The following is a 26,718-nucleotide window of genomic DNA, read 5'->3' on the forward strand; positions in this document are numbered from 1 at the left end:
GGGAGAGATGCCAGTCATTTTAAAAAAGTATGATCGGCTTCCTGGATTTTGATGATAATTTTCATTTTATATATTAAATATGGTAAAAATTTTCATCATTAATCGGGGAGATGAAAAAATGATGCAAATGTTTAGCGGCGCTTCATCGGGCGCATGGTTCGAAAAGGCACAGCGGTTCGGCAAATCGTTCATGCTGCCGATTGCGGTACTGCCCGCTGCGGGGCTGTTGTTAGGGATTGGCGGCGCGCTGTCGAATCCAAACACATTGACTGCTTATCCGTTTTTGGACGTTGACTGGTTACAGGCAATCTTCACGATCATGACCAGCGCAGGTTCTATTGTGTTTGCCAACCTGTCGGTGCTCTTTGCGGTAGGTGTCGCAGTGGGACTGGCGAAAACGGATAAAGGCACCGCCGGGCTTGCGGCATTGCTGGCATTTCTGGTGATGAACGCCACCATCAACGCTTTATTGACGCTCAACGGAACGCTGGCACACGAGAATCCCGGTGCCGTAGGCCAGGGGATGACGCTGGGTATTCAGACACTGGAAACGGGTGTGTTCGGTGGGGTGGTGATTGGGCTTGTCACCTGCGCGCTGCATAGCCGTTTCAATAAAGTCTCATTACCTCAGTTCCTTGGTTTCTTCAGCGGTTCGCGCTTTGTACCGATTATTAGCTCCCTTGCCGCGATTGTCGTGGGTGCGGTCATGACGGTGGTTTGGCCGCATTTCCAGAAACTCATTTTTGGACTGGGTGGTCTGGTGGATGCGACAGGCTATCTGGGGACGCTGTTGTACGGCTTCATCCTGCGTATGCTTGGCCCACTGGGTTTACACCATATCTTTTATTTGCCGTTCTGGACGACAGCGCTTGGCGGTAGTGAAATCGTCAACGGCCAGTTAGTTGAAGGTACGCAGCGTATTTTCTTCGCGCAACTTGCCGATCCGAATACGCAGCAGTTCTATGCGGGCACCTCGCGCTTTATGTCCGGGCGCTTCATCACCATGATGTTTGGCCTGCTTGGCGCATGTCTGGCGATGTACCACACCGCCAAGCCTGAGAACAGAAAACTTGTCGCTGGTCTGCTGTTGTCAGCGGCCCTGACCTCTTTCCTGACAGGCATCACTGAGCCTATCGAGTTCTCCTTCCTGTTTGTCGCACCCGTGTTATACGTCATTCACGCCTTCTTCGATGGGCTGGCGTTTATGATGGCGCATATTTTACATATCACCATCGGGCAAACCTTTTCGGGTGGGCTTATCGATTTCCTCCTTTTCGGCGTGCTACAGGGGGAAGCTAAAACCAACTGGATGTACGTCCCCATGGTGGGGATCCCGTGGTTCTTCCTTTACTACTTCACCTTCCGCTATTTGATTAACCGCTTTAACTGGTTGACACCAGGTCGTGAAAACGCAGCGCCGACTGAATCCGGCCTGCCGCAAAGTGAGCGTGCTGCGGCCGTAATTACTGGGCTGGGAGGCAAAGAGAATCTGGAAGAGGTGGATTGTTGTGCCACACGCCTGCGCGTGACGGTGAAAGAGAGCAGCAAGGTTGATGAAGCGGCGCTGAAAGCGACCGGAGCGCGTGGCGTAATTATTCGCGGCAACGGGGTTCAGGTGATTTATGGCCCGCATGTCACCATCATTAAAAACGAAGTCGAAGAGATCTTATCGTAATGAAAACTGTACTGGATTCCCTGAAAGGTAAATTAATTGTTTCCTGTCAGGCGCTGGAAAATGAGCCCCTGCACAGCCCGTTTATTATGTCACGTATGGCGCTGGCGGCAGCGCAGGGCGGTGCGGTAGGTATTCGTGCAAACAGCGTGGTGGACATTCGCGCGATCAAAGAGAGCGTCTCTCTACCGGTGATTGGGATTATCAAGCGTGATTATCCGGATAGCGATGTCTTTATCACGGCCACTTTACAGGAAGTCGATGAACTGATGACCGTTGAGCCGGAAATTATTGCTCTGGATGCGACAGCGCGCCCGCGCCCCGGTGGGCAAACACTGGAAGAACTGGTCACGCAGATCCGCGCTCGCTATCCGTCCGTACTGCTGATGGCGGATATTGCCACCGTAGACGAAGCGGTGACCGCTGAGCGCCTGGGTTTTGACTGTGTGGGCACTACGCTCTACGGTTATACCGCTGACACTGCCGGGCATGTGCTGGCGGAAAACGACTGCGGTTTTTTACGTGATGTGTTGGCTGCAGTTAGCGTACCGGTTGTGGCAGAAGGAAACGTCGATACTCCGGAACGTGCTGCACGATGCCTGGCATTAGGCGCCCATACCGTGGTGGTTGGTGGGGCTATCACCCGTCCGCAGCAGATAACGGCACGCTTTGTCGCAGCGATCGCCTCGTAAAGCATCGATGGGGCATGATACTTTGGCGGGGATCTGCGATAATTATCGTTTATCCCCATATTGAGAGCGCTATGCAGTACCCGATTAACGAGATGTTCCAGACCCTGCAAGGTGAGGGTTACTTTACCGGCGTCCCCGCCATTTTTATTCGTTTACAGGGATGCCCGGTTGGCTGTGCCTGGTGCGATACCAAACACACCTGGGATAAGCTTGAGGATCGGGAAGTGTCCCTGTACAGCATCCTGGCAAAGACCAAAGAAAGCGATAAATGGGGTGCTGCGAGCAGCGAAGATCTGCTGGCGGTCATTTCGCGTCAGGGCTATACCGCCCGTCACGTGGTGATTACCGGTGGCGAGCCCTGCATTCATGACCTGATGCCGCTGACTGACCTGCTGGAAAAGAACGGTTTTAGCTGCCAGATTGAGACCAGCGGCACGCACGAAGTACGCTGTACGCCGAATACCTGGGTGACCGTATCGCCGAAGGTGAATATGCGCGGTGGCTATGATGTGCTGTCACAGGCGCTGGAGCGCGCGAATGAAATCAAGCATCCGGTTGGCCGTGTCCGCGATATTGAAGCACTGGATGAACTGCTGGCGACGTTGAGTGACGACAAACCGCGAATCATCGCCTTACAGCCAATCAGCCAGAAAGAAGATGCGACGCGTTTGTGCATTGATACCTGTATTGCGCGTAACTGGCGTCTGTCGATGCAGACCCATAAGTATCTGAATATTGCCTGATAACTTTGCCGGGGGCGTTTCGCTTACCCGGCCATAGTTTATTGCTCAATGCAGGCCGGAGAAGATGCGTTGCCATCCGGCAAGCCTACAATCACTCGCCGCGATAAACGCAGCCCGCTGTGCAGGTTTCTTTCACCATTACAGCACTCAGCAGAGGGACCACAGGTTTAACCTGATCCCAAATCCATTTGGCCAGCACTTCGCTGGTTGGATTTTCTAAGCCAGGAATATCGTTCAAATAGTAGTGATCGAGTCTGTCGTAAGTCGGCTTAAACGCGGCTTTTAACTCAGCAAAATCCATGATCCAACCGGTATGCGGATCGACTTCACCGGTAATTTCAAGACGCACCATAAATGAGTGACCATGCAGACGGCCACACTTATGCCCTTCCGGTACATGCGGCAGGTGGTGAGCGGCTTCGAAGGTGAAATCTTTAAACAAGGTGGTGGACATTATTTACTCTCAAGAATGCGAAAAACCGCGGTAGGGTACCGTAAAGAGGAAATTTTATCATTATTTATACACGTCATTCTTTAAGCTGCTTCTTTGTTGGCTGCCTTTGCTCGCCCCAGTCACTTACTCATGTAAGCTCCCGGGGACTTGCTCAGTTGCCGCCTCGATGCATCTTAAATTATTTTGTGTATAAAAGGATGCTCAGCACCAAAGCTACATATTCATACAATCAATATTGATTAATTATTTATATATCAAATGTTTATATAATCTGTTTTGCTGTTAATAACTATAACTAAAACAGGTTAGTCCATTTGGTTATTTGTTATTTCCATCCCTTCTTTAATTGTTACTATCCCCGCCGTTAACCTTATCTTCAGTTTGGGTTTTATTGCTGAAATCCGCTTTGCTTACTGGAACATGACAACGCATGACGACACAGGCCCCACCTTCCGCTTTGCTACCGCTAAACCCGGAGCAACTGGCACGCCTTCAGGCGGCCACGACCGATTTCACTCCCGCACAGCTTGCGTGGGTTTCTGGCTATTTTTGGGGCGTGCTGAATCAGCAGCCTGGCAGCAATGTGGTGGCGACTGCGCCTGTCGCTGAAATGCCTGGCATTACGCTTATCTCCGCCTCGCAAACTGGTAATGCGCGTCGTGTGGCGGAAGCCCTGCGCGATGATCTGATCGCCGCGAAGCTCAACGTCACTCTCATCAACGCTGGCGACTATAAATTCAAACAAATCGCCAATGAAAAACTGCTGATCGTGGTGGCGTCGACGCAAGGGGAAGGTGAACCGGCGGAAGAAGCCGTGGCGTTGCATAAATTCCTGTTCTCGAAAAAAGCGCCGAAGCTTGATAACACCGCTTTTGCCGTATTTGGTCTTGGCGATACCTCTTATGAGTTTTTCTGCCAGGCAGGAAAAGACTTCGATGCGAAACTGGCTGAGCTGGGCGGTGAACGTCTGCTCGACCGCGTCGACGCCGACGTCGAATACCAGGCCGCCGCCGCGCAGTGGCGTGCTCGTCTGGTTGATGTCCTGAAAGCGCGTGCGCCTGCGGCACCGTCTGTGCAAGTTGCCGCCAGCGGTGCAGTAAATGAAGTACACACCAGCCCATACACCAAAGAAGCGCCACTGACGGCGTCCCTTGCGGTGAATCAGAAAATTACCGGCCGCGACTCTGAAAAAGATGTGCGCCATATTGAAATTGATTTAGGCGATTCCGGGCTGCGTTATCAGCCGGGCGATGCGCTGGGCGTCTGGTATCAGAATGACCCGGCTCTGGTTAAAGAGCTGGTTGAACTGCTGTGGCTGAAAGGTGATGAGCCGGTCACGGTTGAAGGCAAAACCCTGTCGCTCGCTGAAGCGTTGCAGTGGCATTTCGAGCTGACGGTTAACACCGGCAATATCGTAGAAAACTATGCCACCTTAACCCGCAGCGAAACTTTGCTGCCCTTAGTGGGTGACAAAGCACAGTTGCAGCATTACGCCTCAACCACGCCCATCGTCGATATGGTGCGCTTCTCTCCGGCGCAACTGGATGCTCAGGCGTTAGTTGATCTTCTGCGTCCGCTGACGCCGCGTTTGTACTCCATTGCTTCTTCTCAGGCGGAAGTGGAAAGCGAAGTGCACGTCACCGTGGGCGTGGTGCGTTATGAGATAGAAGGTCGCGCCCGTGCTGGTGGTGCTTCCAGTTTCCTCGCCGACCGCGTGGAAGAAGAAGGTGAAGTTCGCGTGTTCATTGAACACAACGACAACTTTCGTCTGCCTGCGAACCCACAGACGCCGGTAATTATGATTGGACCGGGTACGGGGATTGCGCCGTTCCGTGCATTCATGCAGCAACGTGCGGCTGACGGAGCCGAAGGCAAAAACTGGCTGTTTTTTGGTAACCCACACTTTACCGAAGATTTCCTGTATCAGGTGGAATGGCAGCGTTACGTCAAAGAGGGCGTACTGAGCCGTATCGATCTCGCCTGGTCCCGCGATCAAAAAGAAAAAGTCTACGTACAAGATAAACTGCGCCAACAGGGCGCGGAACTGTGGCGCTGGATTAACGACGGTGCGCACATTTATGTCTGTGGCGACGCCAATCGCATGGCGAAAGACGTTGAGCAGGCGTTGTTGGAAGTGATTGCCGAATTCGGTGGTATGGATATCGAAGCGGCGGATGAATTTTTAAGTGAGCTGCGCATTGAGCGCCGTTATCAGCGAGATGTCTACTAATGAGCGAAAAACATCCAGGACCATTGGTGGTCGAAGGCAAACTGTCCGACGCTGAGCGTATGAAGCTGGAAAGCAACTATCTGCGCGGTACCATTGCCGAAGATTTAAACGACGGCCTGACCGGCGGGTTTAAAGGCGACAACTTCCTGCTGATCCGTTTTCACGGTATGTACCAGCAGGACGACCGCGATATCCGCGCCGAACGTGCCGAGCAAAAGCTGGAGCCGCGTCACGCGATGCTGCTGCGCTGTCGTCTGCCGGGTGGGGTGATCACCACCAAACAGTGGCAGGCGATCGACAAGTTCGCCCATGACAACACCATATACGGCAGCATTCGTCTGACCAACCGTCAGACCTTCCAGTTTCACGGCATTCTGAAGAAGAACGTTAAGCCGGTACACCAGATGCTGCACTCCGTCGGCCTGGACGCGCTGGCGACAGCCAACGACATGAACCGTAACGTGCTGTGCACCTCGAATCCGTATGAATCTGAGCTGCACGCGGAAGCCTACGAGTGGGCGAAAAAGATCTCCGAACATCTGCTGCCGCGTACCCGCGCCTATGCAGAGATCTGGCTGGATCAGGAAAAAGTCGCGACCACCGACGAAGAGCCGATCCTCGGTCAAACCTATCTGCCGCGTAAGTTTAAAACCACCGTCGTGATCCCACCGCAGAATGACATCGATCTGCACGCCAACGACATGAACTTCGTGGCGATTGCGGAAAACGGCAAGCTGGTGGGCTTTAACCTGCTGGTGGGCGGTGGTTTATCGATTGAGCACGGCAACAAGAAAACCTATGCCCGTACGGCAAGCGAGTTTGGTTATCTGCCGCTTGAGCATACGCTGGCCGTGGCGGAGGCTGTGGTGACCACGCAGCGTGACTGGGGTAACCGTACCGATCGTAAAAACGCGAAAACCAAATACACGCTGGAACGCGTAGGCGTTGAGACCTTTAAAGCTGAAGTTGAGCGCCGGGCGGGGATCAAATTTGAGCCGATCCGTCCGTACGAGTTCACCGGTCGTGGCGATCGTATCGGCTGGGTGAAAGGGATCGACAATAAATGGCATCTGACGTTGTTTATTGAAAACGGACGAATCCTCGATTATCCGGGCCGACCGCTGAAAACCGGTCTGCTTGAGATCGCGAAGATCCACAAAGGTGAGTTCCGCATTACCGCGAACCAGAACCTGATCATTGCCGGTGTTCCTGAGAGTGAAAAGGCGAAGATAGAGAAGATTGCGCAGAAGAGTGGCTTAATGAACGCGGTCACTCCGCAGCGTGAAAACTCGATGGCCTGCGTGTCGTTCCCAACCTGTCCGCTGGCGATGGCGGAAGCCGAGCGCTTCCTGCCAACGTTTATCGACAACATCGACACGCTGATGGCGAAGCACAGCCTGAGTGATGAAAACATTGTCATGCGTGTGACCGGCTGCCCGAACGGTTGTGGTCGTGCGATGCTGGCGGAAGTTGGTCTGGTGGGTAAAGCTCCTGGGCGTTACAACCTCCATTTAGGGGGCAACCGTATCGGAACCCGTATTCCCCGGATGTTTAAAGAGAACATCACCGAGCCGGAAATTCTGGCATCGCTGGATGAACTGATTGGGCGCTGGGCGAAAGAGCGCGAAGCGGGTGAAGGCTTCGGTGACTTTACGGTGCGTGCGGGCATTATTCGCCCGGTGCTCGATCCCGCCCGGGATTTCTGGGAATAATGTGAAATTGACTTATCGGGTCTGCTGAATCGGTAGGCCTGATAAGCGCAGCGCCATCAGGCAAGGCAAACAGTGAGGAACTTATGTCCAAACTCGATCTCAACGCGTTGAACGAACTGCCGAAAGTTGAACGCGTTATGGCGTTGGCACAAACCAACGACCAACTGGAAAAATTGAGCGCCGAGGATCGCGTAGCGTGGGCGCTGGAAAACCTGCCTGGTGAATATGTACTGTCATCAAGTTTTGGTATCCAGGCGGCAGTGAGCCTGCACCTGGTAAATCAGATTCGCCCGGATATCCCGGTGATCCTCACCGATACTGGCTACCTGTTCCCGGAAACCTATCAGTTTATTGATGAGTTAACGGACAAGCTTAAGCTTAATTTGCAAGTCTACCGGGCAAAGGAAAGTGCGGCCTGGCAGGAAGCACGCTACGGCAAACTGTGGGAGCAGGGCGTTGAGGGCATTGAAAAATACAATGACATCAACAAAGTCGAGCCGATGAACCGGGCGCTGCAGGAGCTGAACGCGCAAACCTGGTTTGCCGGTCTGCGTCGAGAGCAATCGGGCAGTCGTGCGCATTTGCCGGTGCTGGCTATCCAGCGCGGCGTGTTTAAAGTTCTCCCAATCATCGACTGGGATAACCGTACGGTTTACCAGTATCTGCAAAAACACGGTTTGAAATACCATCCGTTGTGGGATCAGGGCTATCTGTCGGTAGGCGATACCCACACCACCCGCAAATGGGAGCCGGGTATGGCGGAAGAAGAGACGCGCTTCTTCGGATTGAAGCGTGAGTGCGGACTGCACGAAGGGTAACAGGAAAGTGGTCCGGTAAGATTTACATCCTACCGGACCACTTCTTCAGGATTTACCCGCTTTTGCCAGTTCTTTTACCAGTGGCAGCATAATGCGTACCACGTCGCGGCTACGGTGCTCTATCCGGCCTGGTAACGCTTTATCAATGTGCTGCTGGTTATCCAGTCGCACATCGTGCCAGCTGTTGCCTGCCGGGAATGAGGCGCTTTTGGCGCGCTGTTGATAGCCATCTTTCTTACCCAGGTTCCAGTTGGTCGCTTCAACTGAAAGAACGGCAATCCCCGCGTTGTCGAAGACCTCTGCATCGTTACAACATCCAGTGCCTTTCGGATAGTCTTTGTTCAGACCTGGATTGGTGCTGGCAACGATACCGCGGCTGTGCGCGATAGCCAGTGCCCGGTCGCGCGTCAGTTTTCGCACCGCTTCCGGGGTTTTCTTACCGCTATTGAAATAGAGCTTATCGCCGACGATCAGGTTATCGAGGTTGATAACCAGCAGCGTGTTTTTCTTCTCGGCGGCGCTCATTCGCTTCAGGATGTTCTCCGCGCCCAGTTTGCCTTCTTCCTCGCCGCTGGTGGCGATAAATCGAATACCGTACTGCGTCGGTACGTTTTTGAGTTTTTCCGCCAGTTCCAGCATTACGCCAACACCTGCGGCGTTGTCATCGATACCTTGCAGGGTTAATCCACCCAGATTGGCATCGGAGTCGGCGTCGCTTTGTGCGGCGTAGGTGTCGAGGTGCGCCATAATAATAATCTGCTGCGGCGCTTTGCCTTCATGTGCAGCAATAACGGTGCTTCCCGTTACGTTATGCCAGTTTTTACGGTTATCTTTGGCGGTATAAACATAACGGCTATTAAACGTCCGAATATCGCTGCTATAACCCATCTGCTGAAATTGTTGACGTATATAATCAGCAGACAACATTTCTGCCGGAGATCCCGTCACGCGGCCTGGGAAAAAAGTTGCGATATATCGAGCCTGGGTATTTGCGATATCTCCGGGCTTCGAAGATGTTGCCTGTGCGGGAAGGATGAAGCACGCGCCGAGCGCCATGGCTGCAAGAAGGTGGCGCAATGCGAGAAACATGATGAGTCCTTAAATACCAAGCAGAAATTTTCAGCCGCTAGTATGAAACCGTGATCGAGGTAAAACAATTTCATTTGCTCCTAAATGCCCGAATTCCGGTAGCTTAAGCACTTTTTGATATTTGCTTTTCCGGATCGTTATTCCTTTGAGGAACTACTCATTCCAATTCGTAATTTCATTCGCCCTCTTGCCCTCCCTATAGTCAGGTTATCTGAGCATCGTTAGCAAAATAACGGCATTACATAGGAACGGTTATGGATCAAAAACGACTTACCCACCTGCGGCAACTGGAAGCGGAAAGCATCCATATCATTCGTGAGGTGGCCGCCGAGTTTTCTAATCCGGTGATGATGTATTCCATCGGCAAAGATTCCAGCGTAATGCTGCATCTGGCGCGTAAAGCGTTTTATCCGGGCACGCTGCCGTTCCCATTGCTGCACGTTGATACCGGCTGGAAATTCAGCGAAATGTACGAGTTTCGTGACCGCACGGCGAAAGCCTACGGCTGCGAACTGCTGGTGCATAAAAACCCGGAAGGGGTGGCGATGGGTATCAACCCGTTTGTCCACGGTAGCGCCAAGCATACCGACATTATGAAAACTGAAGGGCTGAAGCAGGCACTGAATAAATACGGTTTCGATGCCGCGTTTGGCGGTGCTCGTCGTGACGAAGAGAAATCGCGTGCCAAAGAGCGTATTTACTCTTTCCGCGATCGTTTTCATCGCTGGGATCCTAAAAATCAGCGCCCGGAGCTGTGGCACAACTACAACGGGCAGATTAACAAAGGCGAAAGTATTCGCGTCTTCCCGCTCTCTAACTGGACTGAACAGGATATCTGGCAGTACATCTGGCTGGAAAATATCGATATCGTGCCGCTGTATCTGGCGGCGGAGCGTCCGGTGCTGGAACGCGACGGCATGCTGATGATGATTGATGACGACAGAATCGATCTGCAACCCGGTGAAGTGATTAAAAAACGCATGGTGCGTTTCCGTACGCTCGGTTGCTGGCCGCTGACAGGCGCGGTGGAGTCGAATGCGCAGACGCTGCCGGAAATCATCGAAGAGATGCTGGTTTCAACCACCAGTGAACGTCAGGGCCGCGTGATTGACCGCGACCAGGCGGGCTCCATGGAGCTGAAGAAACGTCAGGGGTATTTCTAAGGAGCCGCCATGAATACGACACTTGCACAACAAATTGCTAATGAAGGCGGCGTTGAAGCCTGGATGGTTGCCCAGCAACACAAAAGTCTGCTGCGCTTTTTAACCTGCGGTAGCGTGGATGATGGGAAAAGTACCCTGATTGGCCGCCTGCTGCACGACACGCGTCAGATTTATGAAGACCAGCTTTCATCGCTGCACAATGACAGTAAACGTCACGGCACTCAGGGCGAAAAGCTTGATCTGGCGTTATTGGTTGACGGCTTGCAGGCCGAGCGTGAGCAGGGCATCACCATCGACGTGGCGTATCGTTATTTCTCTACCGAGAAGCGTAAATTTATTATTGCGGACACTCCCGGGCATGAGCAGTACACCCGTAACATGGCGACCGGTGCGTCGACCTGCGACCTGGCGATCCTATTGATTGATGCGCGTAAAGGCGTGCTGGATCAGACTCGTCGTCATAGCTTTATCTCCACGCTGCTTGGGATCAAACACCTGGTGGTGGCGATCAATAAAATGGATCTGGTGGACTTTAGCGAAGAGACATTTAACCGCATTCGCGAAGACTATCTTACTTTTGCTGAACAACTGCCGGGCAACCTGGATATCCGGTTTGTGCCGCTCTCTGCGCTGGAAGGCGATAATGTGGCTTCGCAAAGCGCCAGTATGCCGTGGTACAGCGGTCCGACGCTGCTGGAAGTGCTGGAAACCGTTGAGATCCAGCGCATTGTTGATACTCAGCCGATGCGCTTCCCGGTGCAGTATGTGAACCGACCGAATCTGGATTTCCGTGGTTATGCCGGAACGCTGGCCTCCGGTAGCGTGAAGGTTGGACAGCGCGTCAAAGTGTTGCCGTCCGGCGTGGAGTCGAGCGTGGCGCGGATCGTAACCTTTGATGGCGATTTACAGGAAGCGCATGCGGGTGAAGCGATCACCCTGGTGCTGAAAGATGAGATCGATATCAGCCGGGGCGACCTGCTGCTTGATGCCGGTGAAACGCTGCCGACAGTACAAAGCGCTGCAGTTGATGTGGTGTGGATGGCGGAACAACCGTTGTCGCCCGGGCAGAGCTACGACATAAAAGTCGCAGGCAAGAAGACCCGCGCACGCGTTGATAGCGTGCAGTATCAGGTCGATATAAACAACCTGACCCAACGTGACGTTGAAGCGCTGCCGCTGAACGGCATCGGTCTGGTTAATCTGACTTTTGATGAGCCGCTGGTGCTGGATACCTATCAGCAGAATCCGGTTACGGGCGGGCTGATTATCATTGACCGCCTGACTAACGTTACCGTTGGCGCGGGACTGGTGCGTGAGCCAATCGTCCAGGAGCTTGCCACAGCTTCTCAGTTCAGCGCGTTTGAGCTGGAGCTTAATGCACTGGTGCGTCGCCACTTCCCACACTGGGGTGCGCGCGATCTGCTGGGAGGAAAATAATGGCGCTGCATGACGAAAACGTCGTCTGGCATGCCCATCCTGTTACACCGCAACAGCGGGAACAACGCCACGGTCATCGTGGTGTTGTGCTGTGGTTTACCGGGCTGTCAGGTTCCGGTAAATCCACGGTAGCAGGGGCGCTGGAAGAGGCGCTGCATAAGCTAGGGGTGAGCACCTATCTGCTGGATGGCGATAACGTGCGTCACGGTCTGTGCAGCGATCTTGGGTTTAGCGATGCCGATCGTAAGGAGAATATTCGTCGGGTTGGTGAAGTGGCTAACCTAATGGTAGACGCCGGCCTGGTGGTGTTGACTGCGTTTATCTCTCCACATCGCGCCGAGCGAAAAATGGTTCGCGAGCGCGTGGGTGAAGGGCGTTTTATTGAGGTTTTTGTCGATACGCCATTAGCAACGTGCGAAGCTCGCGATCCAAAAGGGCTGTATAAAAAAGCGCGTGCGGGAGAGTTGCGCAATTTCACCGGAATTGACTCGGTTTACGAAGCGCCTGAATCGCCAGAGATTCATCTTGATGGTGAACAATTGGTAACAAATTTGGTTCCTCAATTATTAGACCTGCTGAGGCAGGAAGATATTATCAGATCCTGAGACACCCGAGCTTGCACGCCCGGTCAGTCACGGTCACAGGATTAGATATGCGTAACAGCCATAACATTACTATTACAGAGTCAGATACCTTCGCCGCCGACGACGAAACTACCTGGTCACTCCCAGGAGCCGTGGTCGGTTTTGTCGCGTGGTTGCTGGCGCTGGGATTCCCGTGTCTGATGTATGGCCCTAACACACTGTTTTTCTTCCTCTATACCTGGCCCTTTTTCCTTGCGTTGTTGCCCGTGGCGATTGTCGCGGGTATTGCCCTGCATTCGCTATTGAAGGGGAGATTGCTGCTGAGTATTGCCTGTACCCTGCTGGTGGTTGGCGCAATGTTTGGCGCACTGTTCCTGTGGCTACTGGGTTAGGCATACGTCCTTTCACGCGATCGCCGCTGTTGTTCACTGTCTGGCCATAATTCAAACCGTAACCAACAATGAGATTATGTTCTCCTTACATGGGGTATACGTAACAACGGGCAAATGTGGTACATTTGCCCGCGTTGTCGCGGCATTCCCGTCCGTTGATGTAAAGTTGTCAGCGGAGTTTATGGGATGTTGATGCCGTTTTTCAGGGGGCAGGATGGGTAAACTTACGTTGCTGTTGCTGGCTTTATTAGTCTGGCTACAGTATTCGCTGTGGTTCGGTAAGAACGGCATACATGACTATAGTCGCGTCAACGATGATGTTGCGGCGCAGCAAGCTACAAACGCGAAACTGAAAGCGCGTAACGATCAGCTTTTTGCCGAAATTGACGATCTCAATGGCGGGCAAGAGGCTATCGAAGAGCGCGCGCGTAACGAACTCAGTATGACTAAGCCAGGCGAAACCTTTTATCGTCTGGTGCCTGACGCGTCTAAACGCGCTCAGACTGCAGGGCAAAACAATCGATAAACCGTCCAGGGATTTAACATGGCAGCCACTTTAATGGACGTTTGCGCCGTGGTGCCGGCTGCCGGGTTTGGCCGCCGAATGCAAACAGAGTGTCCTAAGCAGTACCTCTCTATTGGCAATAAAACCATTCTCGAACACTCGGTTGATGCGCTGCTGGCTCATCCCCAGGTGACGCGAGTCGTCATCGCTATTAGCCCAGGCGACAGTCGCTTTGCCCAACTTCCACTCGCAGCGCACCCGCAAATTACCGTGGTGGATGGTGGCAACGAGCGTGCCGATTCTGTCCTTGCTGGTTTGCAAGCCGCAGGTGAGGCCAGTTGGGTTCTGGTGCATGATGCCGCGCGTCCGTGTCTGCATCAGGAAGATTTATCTCGTTTGCTGGCAATAAGTGAAACCAGCCGCATCGGCGGGATCCTTGCTGCGCCGGTGCGCGACACGATGAAACGCGCGGAGCCGGGCCGAACAGACATCGCCCATACGGTCGATCGCACCGATTTATGGCATGCGTTGACGCCGCAGTTTTTCCCTCGCGAGCTGTTGCATGACTGTCTGACCCGTGCGCTAAACGAAGGCGCAACCATTACGGATGAAGCCTCGGCGCTGGAATATTGCGGTTTTCATCCGCTGCTGGTCGAAGGACGCGCTGACAACATCAAAGTCACCCGCCCGGAAGATCTGGCGCTGGCGGAATTTTATCTGACCCGAACTATCTAGATACATCATTCTTCAGGCTGCCTGGAGGATGTTGTGTATATCAGGAGAAGGCATAATGCGAATTGGACACGGTTTCGACGTACACGCTTTTGGCGGAGTTGGCCCAATTATCATTGGTGGTGTGCGCATCCCGTATGAAAAAGGATTGCTGGCGCATTCTGATGGCGACGTGGCGTTACACGCGTTAACCGATGCACTGCTGGGCGCGGCTGCGCTGGGGGATATCGGTAAACTCTTCCCGGACACCGACCCGGCCTTTAAAGGTGCAGATAGTCGTGAATTATTGCGTGAAGCCTGGCGGCGTATTCAGGCCAAAGGCTATACGCTTGGTAATGTGGATGTGACGATTATTGCTCAGGCGCCGAAGATGCTGCCGCACATTCCGCAAATGCGCGTGTTTATTGCCGAAGATCTCGGCTGCCATATGGATGATGTTAACGTGAAAGCGACCACCACGGAAAAACTCGGTTTTACCGGGCGTGGGGAAGGGATTGCCTGTGAAGCGGTGGCGTTACTCATTAAGGCAACAAAATGACTGCGTTTGAAGATCTGACGTATCTCCACGGCAAACCACAAGGCCATGGCGTTCTGAAAGCGAATCCGGAAGACTTTGTCGTCGTCGAAGATTTAGGCTTCGAACCGGATGGCGAAGGTGAGCACATTTTGGTGCGTATCCTGAAAAACGGTTGTAATACCCGTTTTGTGGCTGACGCGCTGGCGAAGTTCCTGAAAATTCACGCCCGTGAAGTGAGCTTTGCTGGCCAGAAAGACAAGCATGCAGTCACGGAACAGTGGCTGTGCGCGCGCGTGCCGGGCAATGCAATGCCTGATTTAAGCAAATTTGAACTCGAAGGCTGTAAAGTGCTGGAGTACGCGCGCCACAAGCGTAAGCTGCGTTTAGGGGCGCTGAAAGGTAACGAATTTACGCTGGTGCTGCGTGAAGTGAGCCAGCGAAATGACGTTGAAGCGCGTTTGCAGGCGATTAGCGAGCGCGGCGTACCGAACTATTTTGGCGCTCAGCGTTTTGGTATTGGCGGCAGCAACCTGCAAGGGGCGCTGCGTTGGGCGCAAAGCGATGCGCCGGTGCGCGATCGAAATAAGCGCAGTTTTTGGTTGTCGGCGGCCCGTAGTGCGTTGTTTAATCAGATAGTCAGTGAACGCTTGAAAAAAACAGACTTTAATCAAGTTGTTGACGGCGATGCGCTACAATTGTCGGGACGCGGAAGTTGGTTTGTCGCCACGCAGGAAGAACAGACCGAATTACAGCGTCGCGTCGATGATAAAGAATTGATGATTACAGCAGCATTACCGGGCAGCGGTGAGTGGGGAACTCAGCGCGACGCACTGGCGTTTGAAGAAGCCGCTATTGCTGATGAAACCGCGCTGCAGTCGCTGTTGTTGCGCGAGAAAGTCGACGCATCGCGTCGTGCTATGTTGCTGTATCCACAACAATTAAGCTGGAACTGGTGGGATGACGTAACCGTTGAGTTACGTTTCTGGCTACCGGCAGGTAGCTTCGCCACCAGTGTTGTAAGGGAACTTATTAACACAATGGGTGATTATGCGTATATTGCTGAGTAACGATGATGGGGTCCACGCACCCGGTATACAAACGCTGGCGAAAGCGCTGCGTGAGTTTGCTGACGTACAGGTGGTTGCCCCGGATCGTAACCGCAGTGGCGCGTCTAACTCGCTGACGCTGGAATCCTCACTTCGCACGTTCACCTATGATAACGGTGATATCGCCGTACAAATGGGTACACCTACCGATTGCGTCTATCTGGGCGTGAACGCATTAATGCGTCCGCGTCCGGACATTGTCGTGTCTGGTATTAACGCAGGTCCTAATCTGGGCGATGATGTTATCTATTCCGGTACCGTTGCGGCGGCGATGGAAGGTCGTCACCTGGGCTTTCCTGCGCTGGCGGTCTCACTTGATGGGCATAAACACTACGATACTGCTGCCGCAGTAACTTGCCGTATCTTACGGGCGCTGAGCCGCGAACCGCTGCGCACCGGGCGCATTTTGAATATCAACGTGCCGGATTTACCGCTGGATCAGATTAAAGGTATCCGCGTCACCCGCTGCGGTAGTCGCCATCCTGCGGATCAGGTGATACCACAGCAGGACCCGCGCGGTAATACGCTGTACTGGATCGGGCCGCCGGGCGAAAAGTGCGACGCCGGACCGGATACAGATTTTGCCGCCGTCGATGAAGGCTATGTTTCCATTACGCCGCTGCATGTCGATTTAACCGCATATGGTGCGCATGAAGTTGTTTCTGACTGGTTAGACAGCGTGGGAGCCGACACGCAATGGTAAGCAGACGCGTACACACTCTTCTTGAACAATTACGTGCGCAGGGCATCAGAGATGAGCTTGTTCTCGATGCACTTGCCGCCGTGCCGCGTGAAAAATTCATTGATGAGGCGTTTGAACATAAGGCCTGGGACAATATTGCTCTGCCGATTGGTCAGGGGCAGACGATTTCGCAGCCCTATATGGTTGCGCGGATGACCGAGCTGCTTGAGTTAACGCCGCAGTCCCGGGTGCTGGAAATTGGTACCGGCTCTGGCTACCAAACGGCGATTCTGGCGCACCTGGTGCATCATGTGTGCTCTGTTGAGCGCATTAAAGGTTTGCAGTGGCAGGCGCGTCGTCGACTTAAACAGCTTGATTTACATAATGTTTCTACCCGTCATGGTGATGGATGGCAGGGCTGGCAAGCGCGAGCCCCGTTTGACGCTATCATTGTTACGGCAGCACCGCCTGAGATCCCAACCGCATTGATGATGCAGTTGGATGAAGGCGGTATTCTCGTCTTACCCGTGGGCGACGAGCACCAGTTTCTGAAACGGGTGCGTCGTCGGGGAGGCGAATTTATTATCGATACCGTGGAGGCCGTACGTTTCGTTCCCTTAGTAAAAGGGGAGCTTGCGTAGATACTGGCTCTGAATACCTGGAGTTTTCCTGGATATTCTGGAATTAGTAAGCGTATCGTGGTCACGTTTCCAGTGCCCAGTCCGATGCCTTGCACGGTGATTACGTCACTGGTTTTAACCAAATTTTCCTGGGGGATAAATGAGCGCGGGAAGCCACAAATTTACCGTTCGCCGCATTGCGGCATTGTCACTGGTTTCATTATGGCTGGCAGGTTGTTCAAATACCTCGAATCCACCTGCACCGGTCAGTTCCGTTGATGGCGGTGCATCAACGAACACCAATTCCGGCATGCTGATTACGCCTCCACCAAAAATGGGCTCGACGTCGACAGTACAGCAAACGCCACAGATCCAGCCGGTGCAGCGTCCGACCACACAGTCAACACAGATCCAGCCTGTTGCGGAACAACCTGTGCAGATGGAAAACGGTCGTATTGTGTACAACCGTAAGTATGGGAACATTCCGAAAGGTAGCTATACGGGCGGCAGTACCTATACTGTTAAGAAAGGCGATACCCTTTTCTATATCGCCTGGATTACCGGGAACGATTTCCGTGATCTCGCACAACGCAATAACGTTCCGGCCCCGTATGGCCTGAATGTCGGTCAAACTCTGCAAGTGGGCAACGCGTCGGGTACACCGATTACTGGTGGGAATGCCATCACCCAGGCGGATGCAGCACAGCAAGGAGTTGTGACCAACCCTGCACAAAATTCCACCGTTGCTGTTGCTTCGAAACCAACAATTACGTATTCTGAGGATTCAGGTGAACAAAGTGCTAATAAAATGTTGCCGAACAACAAGCCTGCTGGGACCGTTGTCACAGCGCCTGTAACGGCTCCAGCAGTTAGCGCAACCGAATCAACTGCAAGCTCAACGTCAACCAGCTCGCCAATCTCTACCTGGCGCTGGCCGACTGACGGCAAAGTAATCGAAAACTTCGCGGCTACTGAAGGTGGCAATAAAGGGATCGATATTGCAGGCAGTAAAGGACAGGCTATTGTCGCGACCGCAGATGGACGCGTCGTATATGCCGGTAACGCACTGCGCGGTTACGGTAATCTTATTATCATCAAACATAACGATGATTACCTGAGTGCCTACGCCCATAACGATACAATGCTGGTCCGGGAACAACAAGAAATCAAGGCGGGGCAGAAAATAGCTACCATGGGTAGCACCGGAACCAGTTCAACACGCTTGCATTTTGAAATTCGTTACAAGGGGAAATCCGTAAACCCGCTGCGCTATTTACCGCAGCGATAATTCGGCGGAACCAGGCTTTCACGTGCTAGTTCCGTTAGGGATCACGGGTAGGAGCCACCTTTATGAGTCAGAATACGCTGAAAGTTCATGATTTAAATGAAGATGCGGAATTTGATGAGAACGGAGTAGAGGCTTTTGATGAAAAAGCCTTGAGTGAAGAGGAACCCAGTGATAACGACCTGGCTGAAGAAGAGCTGTTATCGCAGGGGGCCACACAGCGTGTGTTGGACGCGACTCAGCTTTACCTTGGTGAGATTGGTTATTCACCACTGTTAACAGCCGAAGAAGAAGTTTATTTTGCGCGTCGCGCACTGCGTGGGGATGTCGCATCCCGCCGTCGCATGATTGAAAGTAACCTGCGTCTGGTGGTGAAAATTGCTCGTCGTTATGGCAATCGTGGTCTGGCATTGCTGGACCTGATTGAAGAGGGCAATCTGGGACTGATCCGTGCAGTCGAGAAGTTTGACCCGGAACGCGGGTTCCGCTTCTCAACATACGCAACCTGGTGGATCCGCCAGACGATCGAACGGGCGATTATGAACCAAACCCGTACGATCCGACTGCCGATTCATATTGTAAAAGAGCTGAACGTCTATCTGCGTACCGCGCGTGAGTTGTCGCATAAACTGGACCACGAACCGAGCGCAGAAGAGATTGCTGAACAACTGGATAAACCGGTTGATGACGTCAGCCGTATGCTCCGACTCAACGAGCGTATTACCTCGGTAGACACCCCGCTGGGTGGCGATTCCGAAAAAGCGTTGCTGGATATTCTGGCCGATGAAAAAGAAAACGGCCCGGAAGACACCACGCAAGACGATGATATGAAACAGAGCATCGTCAAATGGCTGTTCGAACTGAACGCCAAACAGCGTGAAGTGCTGGCACGTCGTTTTGGTCTGCTGGGGTACGAAGCTGCGACATTGGAAGATGTGGGCCGTGAAATTGGTCTCACCCGTGAACGTGTTCGCCAGATTCAGGTTGAAGGTCTGCGTCGTCTGCGTGAAATCCTGCAGACTCAGGGACTGAATATCGAAGCGTTATTCCGCGAGTAAGCACAAGTTCTATCAAGAAAGGCCAGTCTCATTGGGACTGGCCTTTTTCTATGTTTGTTGCCTGATGGCACTGCGTTTATCAGGCCTACGGGGAGCTGGACTTTGTAGGCCGGATAAGACATTTATGTCGCCATCCGGCAGATTAGTTCATCATCTTACGCACCAGACGTTTGAACTGCTCACGTTCTTCATCAGATAATCGTCCCAGAAACTCATCATCCACGCTATCGCCTAACGGAGTTGCGCTGGCCAGTAATGCTTCTCCTTGCGCGGTCAAATAAACAAACCGTCGACGCTTATCTGCCGGGTCATGTTCACGCCTGACCAGCTCCCGTTTTTCCATTCGGCTCAGCATTTCCGCAAGGGTTGCCTTGGTACAGACTGCGGCTTCGGTCAGGTCAACCTGCTCAATGCCGGGACGTTCAGCAATGGCGCGCATTACCGCATACTGTGGTTTGGTCAGGTCCGGTAATTCATGTTGCCAGCGGGATGTATGCTGCTGGAAGAGCTGACGTAAAAGGTGAAATGCTTTATTTCGTAACGGCATGAGCGCTCCGGAATTCCTGTCAGTCTCTATCATAGCGGGTTACGCATCTTTTTTTAACAATTGCGGCTTTAGCGATCTGTGCTCGATGACCTTGCCCGAAATGTTATGTGAGAGTATTTTAATCAAAACGTTCGTGTACGAACAAAAATTGAGAGGCTAAATGAGACTGATTGTCGGAATGACCGGGGCAACCGGCGCTCCCCTTGGTGTGTCGCTATTGCAGGTGCTGCGAGAAATGCCCGAGGTGGAAACCCATCTGGTGCTGTCAAAGTGGGCCAAAACCACTATTGAACTGGAAACGCCGTACAGCGTCCGCGATGTGTCTGCGTTGGCCGATTTTTGCCACAACCCGGCGGACCAGGCGGCGACCATCTCCTCTGGATCGTTTCGCACTGACGGCATGATCATTATCCCCTGCAGTATGAAAACCCTGGCCGGTATTCGTGCAGGCTACGCGGAAGGGCTGGTGGGGCGCGCTGCCGATGTGGTGCTGAAAGAAGGGCGCAAGCTGGTGCTGGTTCCGCGTGAAATGCCGCTTAGCACTATTCATCTGGAAAACATGCTCGCGCTTTCCCGCATGGGCGTGGCGATGGTCCCGCCCATGCCCGCGTATTACAACCACCCGCAAACGGTCGATGACATCACTCAGCATATCGTTGCGCGTGTGCTCGATCAGTTTGGTCTGGAACACCCCAACGCCCGTCGCTGGCAGGGTTTACGGCAGGCGCAGAATTTTTCACAGGAGAATGAATAATGGCATTTGATGATTTGCGCAGCTTTTTACAAGCGCTGGACGACCAGGGACAATTGCTGAAAATCAGTGAAGAAGTTAACGCCGAGCCGGATCTGGCTGCGGCAGCCAATGCGACCGGACGCATTGGTGACGGTGCGCCAGCGCTGTGGTTTGACAATATTCGTGGTTTTACCGACGCCCGTGTGGCGATGAACACTATTGGTTCGTGGCAGAATCACGCCATCTCTTTAGGCCTGCCGCCAAATACCCCAGTGAAAAAACAGATTGATGAGTTTATTCGCCGTTGGGATAAATTTCCGGTTACGCCGGAGCGTCGCGCCAATCCGGCGTGGGCTGAAAACTGTGTTGATGGTGATGAGATCAACCTGTTTGATATTCTGCCGCTGTTTCGCCTGAACGATGGCGACGGCGGTTTCTATCTTGATAAAGCCTGCGTGGTGTCGCGCGATCCGCTGGATCCGGACAACTTTGGCAAACAGAACGTCGGCATTTATCGTATGGAAGTGAAGGGTAAACGCAAGCTTGGCCTGCAGCCGGTGCCGATGCACGATATCGCGCTGCACCTGCATAAAGCCGAAGAGCGTGGTGAAGATCTGCCGATTGCCATCACGCTGGGTAACGATCCGATCATCACCCTGATGGGGGCCACGCCGCTGAAGTACGATCAGTCGGAATACGAAATGGCGGGAGCACTGCGTGAAAGCCCGTATCCGATCGCTACCGCGCCGCTCACCGGCTTTGACGTGCCATGGGGTTCAGAAGTGATCCTCGAAGGGGTCATTGAAGGTCGTAAGCGTGAAATCGAAGGGCCGTTTGGCGAGTTTACCGGGCACTATTCCGGTGGACGTAATATGACGGTCGTGCGTATCGATAAAGTCTCTTATCGCACCAAACCTATTTTTGAATCGCTGTATCTGGGGATGCCGTGGACGGAGATTGACTACCTGATGGGGCCGGCAACCTGCGTACCGCTTTATCAACAGTTGAAAGCCGAATTCCCGGAAGTGCAGGCGGTGAATGCCATGTATACCCACGGTTTGCTGGCGATTATCTCCACCAAAAAACGCTACGGCGGCTTTGCCCGCGCGGTGGGGCTGCGCGCAATGACGACGCCGCATGGCCTGGGTTACGTGAAAATGGTGATTATGGTTGATGAGGATGTAGATCCGTTCAACCTGCCGCAGGTGATGTGGGCGCTGTCTTCGAAGGTCAATCCGGCGGGCGATCTGGTGCAATTGCCGAATATGTCGGTGCTGGAGCTTGATCCGGGTTCCAGTCCGGCGGGGATTACCGACAAGTTAATTATTGATGCGACCACGCCGGTTGCGCCGGATAACCGTGGGCACTACAGCCAGCCGGTATGTGATTTACCGGAAACGAAAGCCTGGGCAGAAAAACTGACCGCCATGCTGGCCAACCGTAAATAAGGAGTAGCAGATGATTTGTCCACGTTGTGCCGATGAACATATTGAAGTGATGGCAAACTCGCCGGTAAAAGGTGTCTGGACGGTATATCAGTGCCAGCATTGTCTATACACCTGGCGTGATACTGAGCCGCTACGCCGTACAAGCCGCGAGCACTACCCGCAAGCGTTTCGCATGACGCAGAAGGATATTGATGACGCACCGATGGTGCCAAGTATTCCACCGCTGCTGGCAGAAGATAAGCGCTAATCAACACGCCGGGTGCGGCTTCGCCTTACCCGGCCTAAATACAGCGATATTTTGCAGGCCCGATAAGTGTATCACTATCGGGCATTACGGCGTTACACCAGACTCTTCAACCGGTAGATCCACTCCAGCGCCTGGCGAGGCGTTAGCGAATCCGGGTCGAGATTTTCCAGTGCTTCAACAGCGGGCGACGTTTCTTCCGGAGCTGTCAGGAGCGACATCTGTGTGCCGTCGACCTGGGTCGCAGCAACATTCGGCGCGATGCTTTCCAGTTCGCGCAGTTTTTGCCGCGCGCGTTTAATAACCTCTTTTGGTACACCTGCCAGGGCAGCTACCGCCAGACCATAGCTCTTGCTCGCCGCACCATCTTGTACGCTGTGCATGAAGGCGATGGTATCGCCGTGCTCTAACGCATCAAGATGCACATTTGCTACGCCTTCCATTTTCTCCGGTAACTGAGTCAGTTCGAAGTAGTGGGTGGCAAACAACGTTAATGCTTTGATTTTATTGGCCAGATTTTCCGCGCACGCCCACGCCAGCGACAGGCCGTCGTAGGTGGAGGTGCCGCGTCCAATCTCATCCATCAGCACCAGGCTGTTCTCAGTGGCGTTATGCAGAATGTTGGCGGTTTCAGTCATTTCTACCATGAAGGTGGAACGACCGGAGGCCAGATCATCCGCCGCGCCCACGCGGGTAAAGATGCGGTCGATAGGCCCGATCTCCACTTTCTGCGCCGGAACGTAGCTGCCGATGTAGGCCAGCAGCGCAATTAACGCAGTCTGGCGCATATAGGTACTTTTACCCCCCATGTTCGGGCCGGTGATGATCAGCATCCGTCGCTGAGGCGAGAGGTTAAGTGGGTTGGCGATAAACGGCTCGGTCAGCACCTGTTCAACCACCGGATGACGTCCCTCGGTAATACGAATACCAGGCTTGTCGGTGAAGGTCGGGCAGGTGTAATTCAGGGTATAAGCACGTTCTGCGAGGTTGACCAGTACGTCCAGTTCTGCCAGCGCGCTGGCGCTTTGTTGCAAATCAGCCAGGTGCGGCAGCAGCATGTCGAACAGCTCATCGTACAGCTGTTTTTCCAGCGCCAGCGCTTTGCCTTTTGATGTCAGAACTTTGTCTTCGTACTCTTTCAGCTCCGGAATAATGTAGCGTTCGGCATTTTTCAGGGTCTGGCGACGCACATAGTTAATCGGCGCCAGATGACTTTGCCCGCGACTGATCTGAATGTAGTAGCCATGGACGGCGTTAAACCCAACCTTCAGCGTATCAAGGCCGGTGCGCTCGCGCTCACGAATTTCCAGTCTGTCCAGATAGTCAGTTGCGCCATCAGCCAGCGCTCGCCACTCGTCCAGTTCTTCATTATAGCCGGGGGCGATGACGCCACCATCGCGAACCAGCACAGGTGGAGCTTCCACTACGGCACGTTCCAGCAGTTCACGCAGGTCAGCAAACTCACCCATTTTCTCGCGCAGCATCTGCACGGGGGCACTGTCTACGCTTTCCAGTTGTGCGCGCAGTTCTGGTAATTGCTGGAAGGCATGACGCATACGGGCCAGATCGCGCGGGCGCGCGGTACGCAGGGCCAGACGAGCAAGGATACGTTCCAGATCGCCGACCTGACGCAGCACGGGTTGCAATTCACCGGTGGAATCCTGTAGCGCGCCGATGGTCTGTTGGCGCTCAGTGAGGACTTTGGTGTCACGGACCGGCATATGCAGCCAGCGTTTGAGCATACGGCTGCCCATCGGCGTCACGGTGCAGTCGAGTACTGAAGCCAGCGTGTTTTCAACACCGCCCGCCAGGTTCTGGGTAATTTCCAGATTGCGGCGCGTGGCGGCATCCATAATGATGCTGTCCTGCTGACGTTCCATGGTGATGGAACGAATATGCGGCAGCGAGGTACGCTGGGTATCTTTTACGTATTGCAGCAGGCAGCCTGCCGCGCATAATCCACGCGGGGCGTTTTCCACGCCAAAGCCAATCAGATCCCGTGTGCCAAACTGCAGGTTTAGCTGCTGGCGAGCGGTATCGATTTCAAATTCCCATAGTGGACGACGACGTAATCCGCGACGTCCCTCAATCAGTGAAGTTTCAGCGAAATCTTCGGCATACAGCAGTTCAGCTGGATTGGTGCGCTGCAATTCTGCGGCCATGGTCTCGCGGTCGGCGGGTTCGCTAACACGAAAACGCCCGGAGCTGATATCCAGCGTGGCGTAACCATAACCTTTACTGTCCTGCCAGATAGCGGCCAGCAGGTTGTCCTGGCGTTCCTGTAACAGCGCTTCATCACTGATGGTGCCTGGCGTGACGATACGCACCACTTTGCGCTCGACCGGACCTTTGCTGGTCGCCGGATCACCAATCTGCTCACAAATAGCGACGGACTCACCCTGGTTGACCAGCTTGGCGAGGTAGTTTTCTACCGCATGGTGAGGAATGCCCGCCATCGGGATTGGCTCGCCCGCAGACGCGCCGCGTTTGGTCAGGGAGATATCAAGCAACTGAGACGCACGTTTCGCATCGTCATAAAACAGTTCGTAAAAGTCGCCCATGCGGTAAAACAACAGTATCTCCGGATGCTGGGCTTTCAGCTTGAGATACTGCTGCATCATTGGGGTGTGGTTCGTGAAGTCCGTATCAAGTGACTCTTTCATATCGCTTTTGCTCTTTTTTTAATCTTTTTGGGTACCAGGGGAGTCTCATGTGAGCCCCTGGAAACTCACATAAACCCACAAATTTGTCATTCGAAAGCCGCCTGAAGGGCAGTAACGACGAGCGTTGGCTCGACCTGAATGGTCTATCTTATCACCGACAACGACTGAGATTCATCCGTAGGTTTTGCCGCCAGAACGCTTATTGATTATTCATTTTCCGGCAAAGCATAATTCTGGCAGTACAGATAGGGGATCCCCTCTTTGGTAATCAGGTATGTCGCGCTGTTCAGTGCAAAAAAATCGACGTTGGATACGCTGGTATTGGTCAGGAAAAAATCGGGGAGGAGTTCCTGAATAAGGCTGGCGGGAGCCGTTTCTCGATTGGAAATTTGGATTTTCTGTGAAATCCAGACCGGGCTTGAGCCGTAGCTGGATTGTGTAAAAAGTACCATGCGTTGCACGGTTTGCTCATTATTTTCGGCATCTTTGATAATACCATCAATATTCACAATACCTTTACTGCCCCCGGTTTTAATATCAATAATCCCTCGGAACGAGCTTGTATTGCGTACAATTTCGATGGCAGAGCGGCAGGTGAGATCATGTAACTCGCCATTGTTCTTACTGTACCGATAGACGACAGTAAGAATAAGCGCAGCAAAACAAAGCAGCAGGATAATACCTGTCTGGATGCGGGACGTTCGGGGATATAAGTTCATTAGCTATCATACCGTGGGTAATATACCGACTGACAGGCATTTTCTTGCCTGGCTTTTATCGGTGAGCGACACACCAGTACGGACAGTTTCTTAGACTCAGGATAGGTCGTGATATAGATAAATTTATGGCTCTGACACAGTCCTGGGTTTTTGTCGATAAACGCGGTATGCCGGGAGAAATTACTGGCATCGTTATTGAAATAATACTGACAGTCAGTGGGTGCTTTATCCGCAGTAATATAGCCGGAGAAATAATCATCGCTGGCTTGCCACGGATATAATATCAGCACACAAATTATCAGGGTAAGTGCCAACATTACTGTTTCTGCAGCCGTTATCAAAGGTTGACGCGGTGTGTCAGCCAAAAATTCCTCAATGGTGGCATCTGGCGCTAAGGATTCTTCAGCAGAAGCAGAGTTCTCCTCCGGTGTTTCAATGACCTGAATATCAAACTCTTCCTGAATGATCAGCCCTTTGCGGGGGAGCGTTGTGATCAGCGGTTGTTCAAGCTCCAGCTGCAGTAAGCTTTTACGCAACGAGAGAATGCTTTGATAAAAGGCGTTGAAACTCACCTGCCGGTGATTTTTACCCCAACCGAATTCCAGTAATTCGTTTTGAGAAACCACTTGCCCGCGATGTTGAATAAGTAATAAAAGACATAACGACGCTGAGTGTTTGAGTTTTATCCGCTGATTGGGGTGATCTACCCGCGCCAGACATTGTGTGGCTGGCGTAAATATTATTCTATTTTCAATCAGATAACTGACATTGCCAGTCTCAGACATATTGTCTCTACTCTTGATGATGCGTCTGGTGGTTGTTTAGTCATGATACCACTGAGCCTATAAAGACCACCAGCATGGACCTGATTCC

General features: G+C 53.0%; 27 protein-coding genes. 21 read left to right on the forward strand and 6 right to left on the reverse strand.

Translation table 11 applies throughout. The annotated features are described in order from the left end of the window. The first annotated feature begins 118 nt into the window (after positions 1 to 118). The 3 genes from LY264_RS04760 (at position 119) to queE (ending at position 3,107) form a co-directional block, all read left to right on the forward strand. Positions 119 to 1,675 (forward strand): maltose/glucose-specific PTS transporter subunit IIC, encoded by a 1,557-nt coding sequence (locus LY264_RS04760; RefSeq protein WP_048225860.1) that lies wholly within the window; start codon positions 119 to 121, stop codon positions 1,673 to 1,675. Continuing rightward, positions 1,675 to 2,364, forward strand: a complete 690-nt coding sequence (locus tag LY264_RS04765; protein WP_048225328.1) for an N-acetylmannosamine-6-phosphate 2-epimerase — start codon at positions 1,675 to 1,677, stop codon at positions 2,362 to 2,364. Before LY264_RS04760 ends, LY264_RS04765 begins: the two co-directional genes overlap by 1 nt. A gap of 71 nt (positions 2,365 to 2,435) precedes the next feature. Then, positions 2,436 to 3,107: a 7-carboxy-7-deazaguanine synthase QueE gene (queE, locus tag LY264_RS04770; protein ID WP_003034139.1), complete on the forward strand. Its 672-nt coding sequence runs from the start codon at positions 2,436 to 2,438 to the stop codon at positions 3,105 to 3,107. Between the two features lie 91 nt (positions 3,108 to 3,198). On the opposite strand, the gene queD is transcribed toward queE, so the two are convergent. Then, positions 3,199 to 3,561 carry a 6-carboxytetrahydropterin synthase QueD gene (gene queD, locus LY264_RS04775; protein ID WP_003825707.1) on the reverse strand — a complete coding sequence of 121 codons (363 nt, stop codon included), beginning with the start codon at positions 3,559 to 3,561 and terminating at the stop codon, positions 3,199 to 3,201. Between the two features lie 430 nt (positions 3,562 to 3,991). On the opposite strand from queD, the gene cysJ reads away from it, so the two are divergent. The 3 genes from cysJ (at position 3,992) to cysH (ending at position 8,321) form a co-directional block, all read left to right on the forward strand. Then, the gene (cysJ, locus tag LY264_RS04780; protein WP_048225326.1) at positions 3,992 to 5,791 is read left to right on the forward strand and encodes an NADPH-dependent assimilatory sulfite reductase flavoprotein subunit; all 1,800 of its coding nucleotides are present in this window, start codon (positions 3,992 to 3,994) and stop codon (positions 5,789 to 5,791) included. Next, positions 5,791 to 7,503, forward strand: coding sequence for an assimilatory sulfite reductase (NADPH) hemoprotein subunit (cysI, locus tag LY264_RS04785; RefSeq protein ID WP_003034148.1), 1,713 nt, complete (start codon positions 5,791 to 5,793; stop codon positions 7,501 to 7,503). Before cysJ ends, cysI begins: the two co-directional genes overlap by 1 nt. Positions 7,504 to 7,586: 83 nt before the next feature. Continuing rightward, positions 7,587 to 8,321, forward strand: a complete 735-nt coding sequence (cysH, locus tag LY264_RS04790; protein WP_048215654.1) for a phosphoadenosine phosphosulfate reductase — start codon at positions 7,587 to 7,589, stop codon at positions 8,319 to 8,321. A gap of 45 nt (positions 8,322 to 8,366) precedes the next feature. On the opposite strand, the gene LY264_RS04795 is transcribed toward cysH, so the two are convergent. Further along, positions 8,367 to 9,410, reverse strand: a complete 1,044-nt coding sequence (locus tag LY264_RS04795; protein WP_032944823.1) for an aminopeptidase — start codon at positions 9,408 to 9,410, stop codon at positions 8,367 to 8,369. A gap of 254 nt (positions 9,411 to 9,664) precedes the next feature. Here LY264_RS04795 and cysD point away from each other — a divergent pair, with 254 nt between their 5' ends. From cysD to rpoS, 12 genes are all read left to right on the forward strand, one after another. After that, positions 9,665 to 10,573: a sulfate adenylyltransferase subunit CysD gene (cysD, locus tag LY264_RS04800; protein ID WP_003034152.1), complete on the forward strand. Its 909-nt coding sequence runs from the start codon at positions 9,665 to 9,667 to the stop codon at positions 10,571 to 10,573. Positions 10,574 to 10,582: 9 nt separating this feature from the next. Beyond that, on the forward strand, positions 10,583 to 12,010 hold the full coding sequence (cysN, locus tag LY264_RS04805) for a sulfate adenylyltransferase subunit CysN (RefSeq protein WP_008785677.1): 1,428 nt from the start codon (positions 10,583 to 10,585) through the stop codon (positions 12,008 to 12,010). Continuing rightward, entirely contained in the window at positions 12,010 to 12,615 is a 606-nt protein-coding gene (gene cysC / locus LY264_RS04810) for an adenylyl-sulfate kinase (protein WP_003034157.1), read from the forward strand. The genes cysN and cysC overlap by 1 nt, the downstream gene beginning before the upstream one ends. 47 nt (positions 12,616 to 12,662) lie before the next feature. Further along, the gene (locus LY264_RS04815) at positions 12,663 to 12,986 is read left to right on the forward strand and encodes a DUF3561 family protein (RefSeq protein ID WP_020996298.1); all 324 of its coding nucleotides are present in this window, start codon (positions 12,663 to 12,665) and stop codon (positions 12,984 to 12,986) included. A 214-nt stretch (positions 12,987 to 13,200) separates the two neighbouring features. Next, entirely contained in the window at positions 13,201 to 13,512 is a 312-nt protein-coding gene (ftsB, locus tag LY264_RS04820) for a cell division protein FtsB (protein ID WP_003034163.1), read from the forward strand. Positions 13,513 to 13,530: 18 nt separating this feature from the next. Beyond that, on the forward strand, positions 13,531 to 14,226 hold the full coding sequence (ispD, locus tag LY264_RS04825) for a 2-C-methyl-D-erythritol 4-phosphate cytidylyltransferase (RefSeq protein ID WP_048225323.1): 696 nt from the start codon (positions 13,531 to 13,533) through the stop codon (positions 14,224 to 14,226). Positions 14,227 to 14,281: 55 nt separating this feature from the next. After that, positions 14,282 to 14,761 (forward strand): 2-C-methyl-D-erythritol 2,4-cyclodiphosphate synthase, encoded by a 480-nt coding sequence (gene ispF / locus LY264_RS04830; protein ID WP_003034167.1) that lies wholly within the window; start codon positions 14,282 to 14,284, stop codon positions 14,759 to 14,761. Continuing rightward, a complete protein-coding gene (truD, locus tag LY264_RS04835) occupies positions 14,758 to 15,807 on the forward strand; it encodes a tRNA pseudouridine(13) synthase TruD (RefSeq protein ID WP_048215656.1) in 1,050 nt (349 codons plus the stop codon). The genes ispF and truD overlap by 4 nt, the downstream gene beginning before the upstream one ends. Next, a complete protein-coding gene (surE, locus tag LY264_RS04840) occupies positions 15,788 to 16,549 on the forward strand; it encodes a 5'/3'-nucleotidase SurE (protein WP_003825728.1) in 762 nt (253 codons plus the stop codon). Before truD ends, surE begins: the two co-directional genes overlap by 20 nt. Beyond that, complete coding sequence (locus LY264_RS04845) at positions 16,543 to 17,169, forward strand: protein-L-isoaspartate(D-aspartate) O-methyltransferase (protein WP_003034172.1); 627 nt, start codon at positions 16,543 to 16,545, stop codon at positions 17,167 to 17,169. Before surE ends, LY264_RS04845 begins: the two co-directional genes overlap by 7 nt. A 184-nt stretch (positions 17,170 to 17,353) precedes the next feature. Further along, positions 17,354 to 18,436: a murein hydrolase activator NlpD gene (gene nlpD / locus LY264_RS04850; RefSeq protein WP_223849051.1), complete on the forward strand. Its 1,083-nt coding sequence runs from the start codon at positions 17,354 to 17,356 to the stop codon at positions 18,434 to 18,436. A gap of 62 nt (positions 18,437 to 18,498) precedes the next feature. Next, entirely contained in the window at positions 18,499 to 19,491 is a 993-nt protein-coding gene (gene rpoS / locus LY264_RS04855) for an RNA polymerase sigma factor RpoS (RefSeq protein WP_000081498.1), read from the forward strand. A 142-nt stretch (positions 19,492 to 19,633) separates the two neighbouring features. On the opposite strand, the gene LY264_RS04860 is transcribed toward rpoS, so the two are convergent. Continuing rightward, a complete protein-coding gene (locus LY264_RS04860; RefSeq protein ID WP_048225318.1) occupies positions 19,634 to 20,038 on the reverse strand; it encodes a MarR family winged helix-turn-helix transcriptional regulator in 405 nt (134 codons plus the stop codon). A gap of 160 nt (positions 20,039 to 20,198) precedes the next feature. Here LY264_RS04860 and LY264_RS04865 point away from each other — a divergent pair, with 160 nt between their 5' ends. Genes LY264_RS04865 through LY264_RS04875 form a run of 3 tightly spaced genes read left to right on the forward strand, consistent with a single transcriptional unit; the run spans position 20,199 to position 22,466 of the window. Beyond that, a complete protein-coding gene (locus LY264_RS04865; RefSeq protein ID WP_048225317.1) occupies positions 20,199 to 20,792 on the forward strand; it encodes a non-oxidative hydroxyarylic acid decarboxylases subunit B in 594 nt (197 codons plus the stop codon). Further along, positions 20,792 to 22,219 (forward strand): non-oxidative hydroxyarylic acid decarboxylases subunit C, encoded by a 1,428-nt coding sequence (locus LY264_RS04870; protein ID WP_048215658.1) that lies wholly within the window; start codon positions 20,792 to 20,794, stop codon positions 22,217 to 22,219. The genes LY264_RS04865 and LY264_RS04870 overlap by 1 nt, the downstream gene beginning before the upstream one ends. A 10-nt stretch (positions 22,220 to 22,229) precedes the next feature. Further along, positions 22,230 to 22,466 carry a non-oxidative hydroxyarylic acid decarboxylases subunit D gene (locus LY264_RS04875; protein ID WP_032944812.1) on the forward strand — a complete coding sequence of 79 codons (237 nt, stop codon included), beginning with the start codon at positions 22,230 to 22,232 and terminating at the stop codon, positions 22,464 to 22,466. Between the two features lie 92 nt (positions 22,467 to 22,558). Here LY264_RS04875 and mutS read toward each other — a convergent pair whose 3' ends face one another. The 3 genes from mutS to LY264_RS04890 form a co-directional block, all read right to left on the reverse strand. After that, entirely contained in the window at positions 22,559 to 25,126 is a 2,568-nt protein-coding gene (mutS, locus tag LY264_RS04880) for a DNA mismatch repair protein MutS (protein WP_048225315.1), read from the reverse strand. Between the two features lie 206 nt (positions 25,127 to 25,332). Continuing rightward, a complete protein-coding gene (locus tag LY264_RS04885) occupies positions 25,333 to 25,845 on the reverse strand; it encodes a hypothetical protein (RefSeq protein ID WP_003825820.1) in 513 nt (170 codons plus the stop codon). Continuing rightward, positions 25,845 to 26,630, reverse strand: coding sequence for a winged helix-turn-helix domain-containing protein (locus LY264_RS04890; protein WP_048225313.1), 786 nt, complete (start codon positions 26,628 to 26,630; stop codon positions 25,845 to 25,847). Before LY264_RS04890 ends, LY264_RS04885 begins: the two co-directional genes overlap by 1 nt. Positions 26,631 to 26,718: the final 88 nt, after the last annotated feature.

This window comes from Citrobacter portucalensis (assembly GCF_023374935.1).
GTDB classification, from domain to species: domain Bacteria; phylum Pseudomonadota; class Gammaproteobacteria; order Enterobacterales; family Enterobacteriaceae; genus Citrobacter; species Citrobacter portucalensis.

Excerpts from the sequence above, each read along its gene's own strand:
- LY264_RS04760 (WP_048225860.1), top strand. The coding sequence starts at position 119 with ATGATGCAAATGTTTAGCGGCGCTTCATCGGGCGCATGGTTCGAAAAG.
- LY264_RS04765 (WP_048225328.1), top strand. The coding sequence starts at position 1,675 with ATGAAAACTGTACTGGATTCCCTGAAAGGTAAATTAATTGTTTCCTGT.
- queE (WP_003034139.1), top strand. The coding sequence starts at position 2,436 with ATGCAGTACCCGATTAACGAGATGTTCCAGACCCTGCAAGGTGAGGGT.
- queD (WP_003825707.1), bottom strand. The coding sequence starts at position 3,561 with ATGTCCACCACCTTGTTTAAAGATTTCACCTTCGAAGCCGCTCACCAC.
- cysJ (WP_048225326.1), top strand. The coding sequence starts at position 3,992 with ATGACGACACAGGCCCCACCTTCCGCTTTGCTACCGCTAAACCCGGAG.
- cysI (WP_003034148.1), top strand. The coding sequence starts at position 5,791 with ATGAGCGAAAAACATCCAGGACCATTGGTGGTCGAAGGCAAACTGTCC.
- cysH (WP_048215654.1), top strand. The coding sequence starts at position 7,587 with ATGTCCAAACTCGATCTCAACGCGTTGAACGAACTGCCGAAAGTTGAA.
- LY264_RS04795 (WP_032944823.1), bottom strand. The coding sequence starts at position 9,410 with ATGTTTCTCGCATTGCGCCACCTTCTTGCAGCCATGGCGCTCGGCGCG.
- cysD (WP_003034152.1), top strand. The coding sequence starts at position 9,665 with ATGGATCAAAAACGACTTACCCACCTGCGGCAACTGGAAGCGGAAAGC.
- cysN (WP_008785677.1), top strand. The coding sequence starts at position 10,583 with ATGAATACGACACTTGCACAACAAATTGCTAATGAAGGCGGCGTTGAA.
- cysC (WP_003034157.1), top strand. The coding sequence starts at position 12,010 with ATGGCGCTGCATGACGAAAACGTCGTCTGGCATGCCCATCCTGTTACA.
- LY264_RS04815 (WP_020996298.1), top strand. The coding sequence starts at position 12,663 with ATGCGTAACAGCCATAACATTACTATTACAGAGTCAGATACCTTCGCC.
- ftsB (WP_003034163.1), top strand. The coding sequence starts at position 13,201 with ATGGGTAAACTTACGTTGCTGTTGCTGGCTTTATTAGTCTGGCTACAG.
- ispD (WP_048225323.1), top strand. The coding sequence starts at position 13,531 with ATGGCAGCCACTTTAATGGACGTTTGCGCCGTGGTGCCGGCTGCCGGG.
- ispF (WP_003034167.1), top strand. The coding sequence starts at position 14,282 with ATGCGAATTGGACACGGTTTCGACGTACACGCTTTTGGCGGAGTTGGC.
- truD (WP_048215656.1), top strand. The coding sequence starts at position 14,758 with ATGACTGCGTTTGAAGATCTGACGTATCTCCACGGCAAACCACAAGGC.
- surE (WP_003825728.1), top strand. The coding sequence starts at position 15,788 with ATGCGTATATTGCTGAGTAACGATGATGGGGTCCACGCACCCGGTATA.
- LY264_RS04845 (WP_003034172.1), top strand. The coding sequence starts at position 16,543 with ATGGTAAGCAGACGCGTACACACTCTTCTTGAACAATTACGTGCGCAG.
- rpoS (WP_000081498.1), top strand. The coding sequence starts at position 18,499 with ATGAGTCAGAATACGCTGAAAGTTCATGATTTAAATGAAGATGCGGAA.
- LY264_RS04860 (WP_048225318.1), bottom strand. The coding sequence starts at position 20,038 with ATGCCGTTACGAAATAAAGCATTTCACCTTTTACGTCAGCTCTTCCAG.
- LY264_RS04865 (WP_048225317.1), top strand. The coding sequence starts at position 20,199 with ATGAGACTGATTGTCGGAATGACCGGGGCAACCGGCGCTCCCCTTGGT.
- LY264_RS04870 (WP_048215658.1), top strand. The coding sequence starts at position 20,792 with ATGGCATTTGATGATTTGCGCAGCTTTTTACAAGCGCTGGACGACCAG.
- LY264_RS04875 (WP_032944812.1), top strand. The coding sequence starts at position 22,230 with ATGATTTGTCCACGTTGTGCCGATGAACATATTGAAGTGATGGCAAAC.
- mutS (WP_048225315.1), bottom strand. The coding sequence starts at position 25,126 with ATGAAAGAGTCACTTGATACGGACTTCACGAACCACACCCCAATGATG.
- LY264_RS04885 (WP_003825820.1), bottom strand. The coding sequence starts at position 25,845 with ATGAACTTATATCCCCGAACGTCCCGCATCCAGACAGGTATTATCCTG.
- LY264_RS04890 (WP_048225313.1), bottom strand. The coding sequence starts at position 26,630 with ATGTCTGAGACTGGCAATGTCAGTTATCTGATTGAAAATAGAATAATA.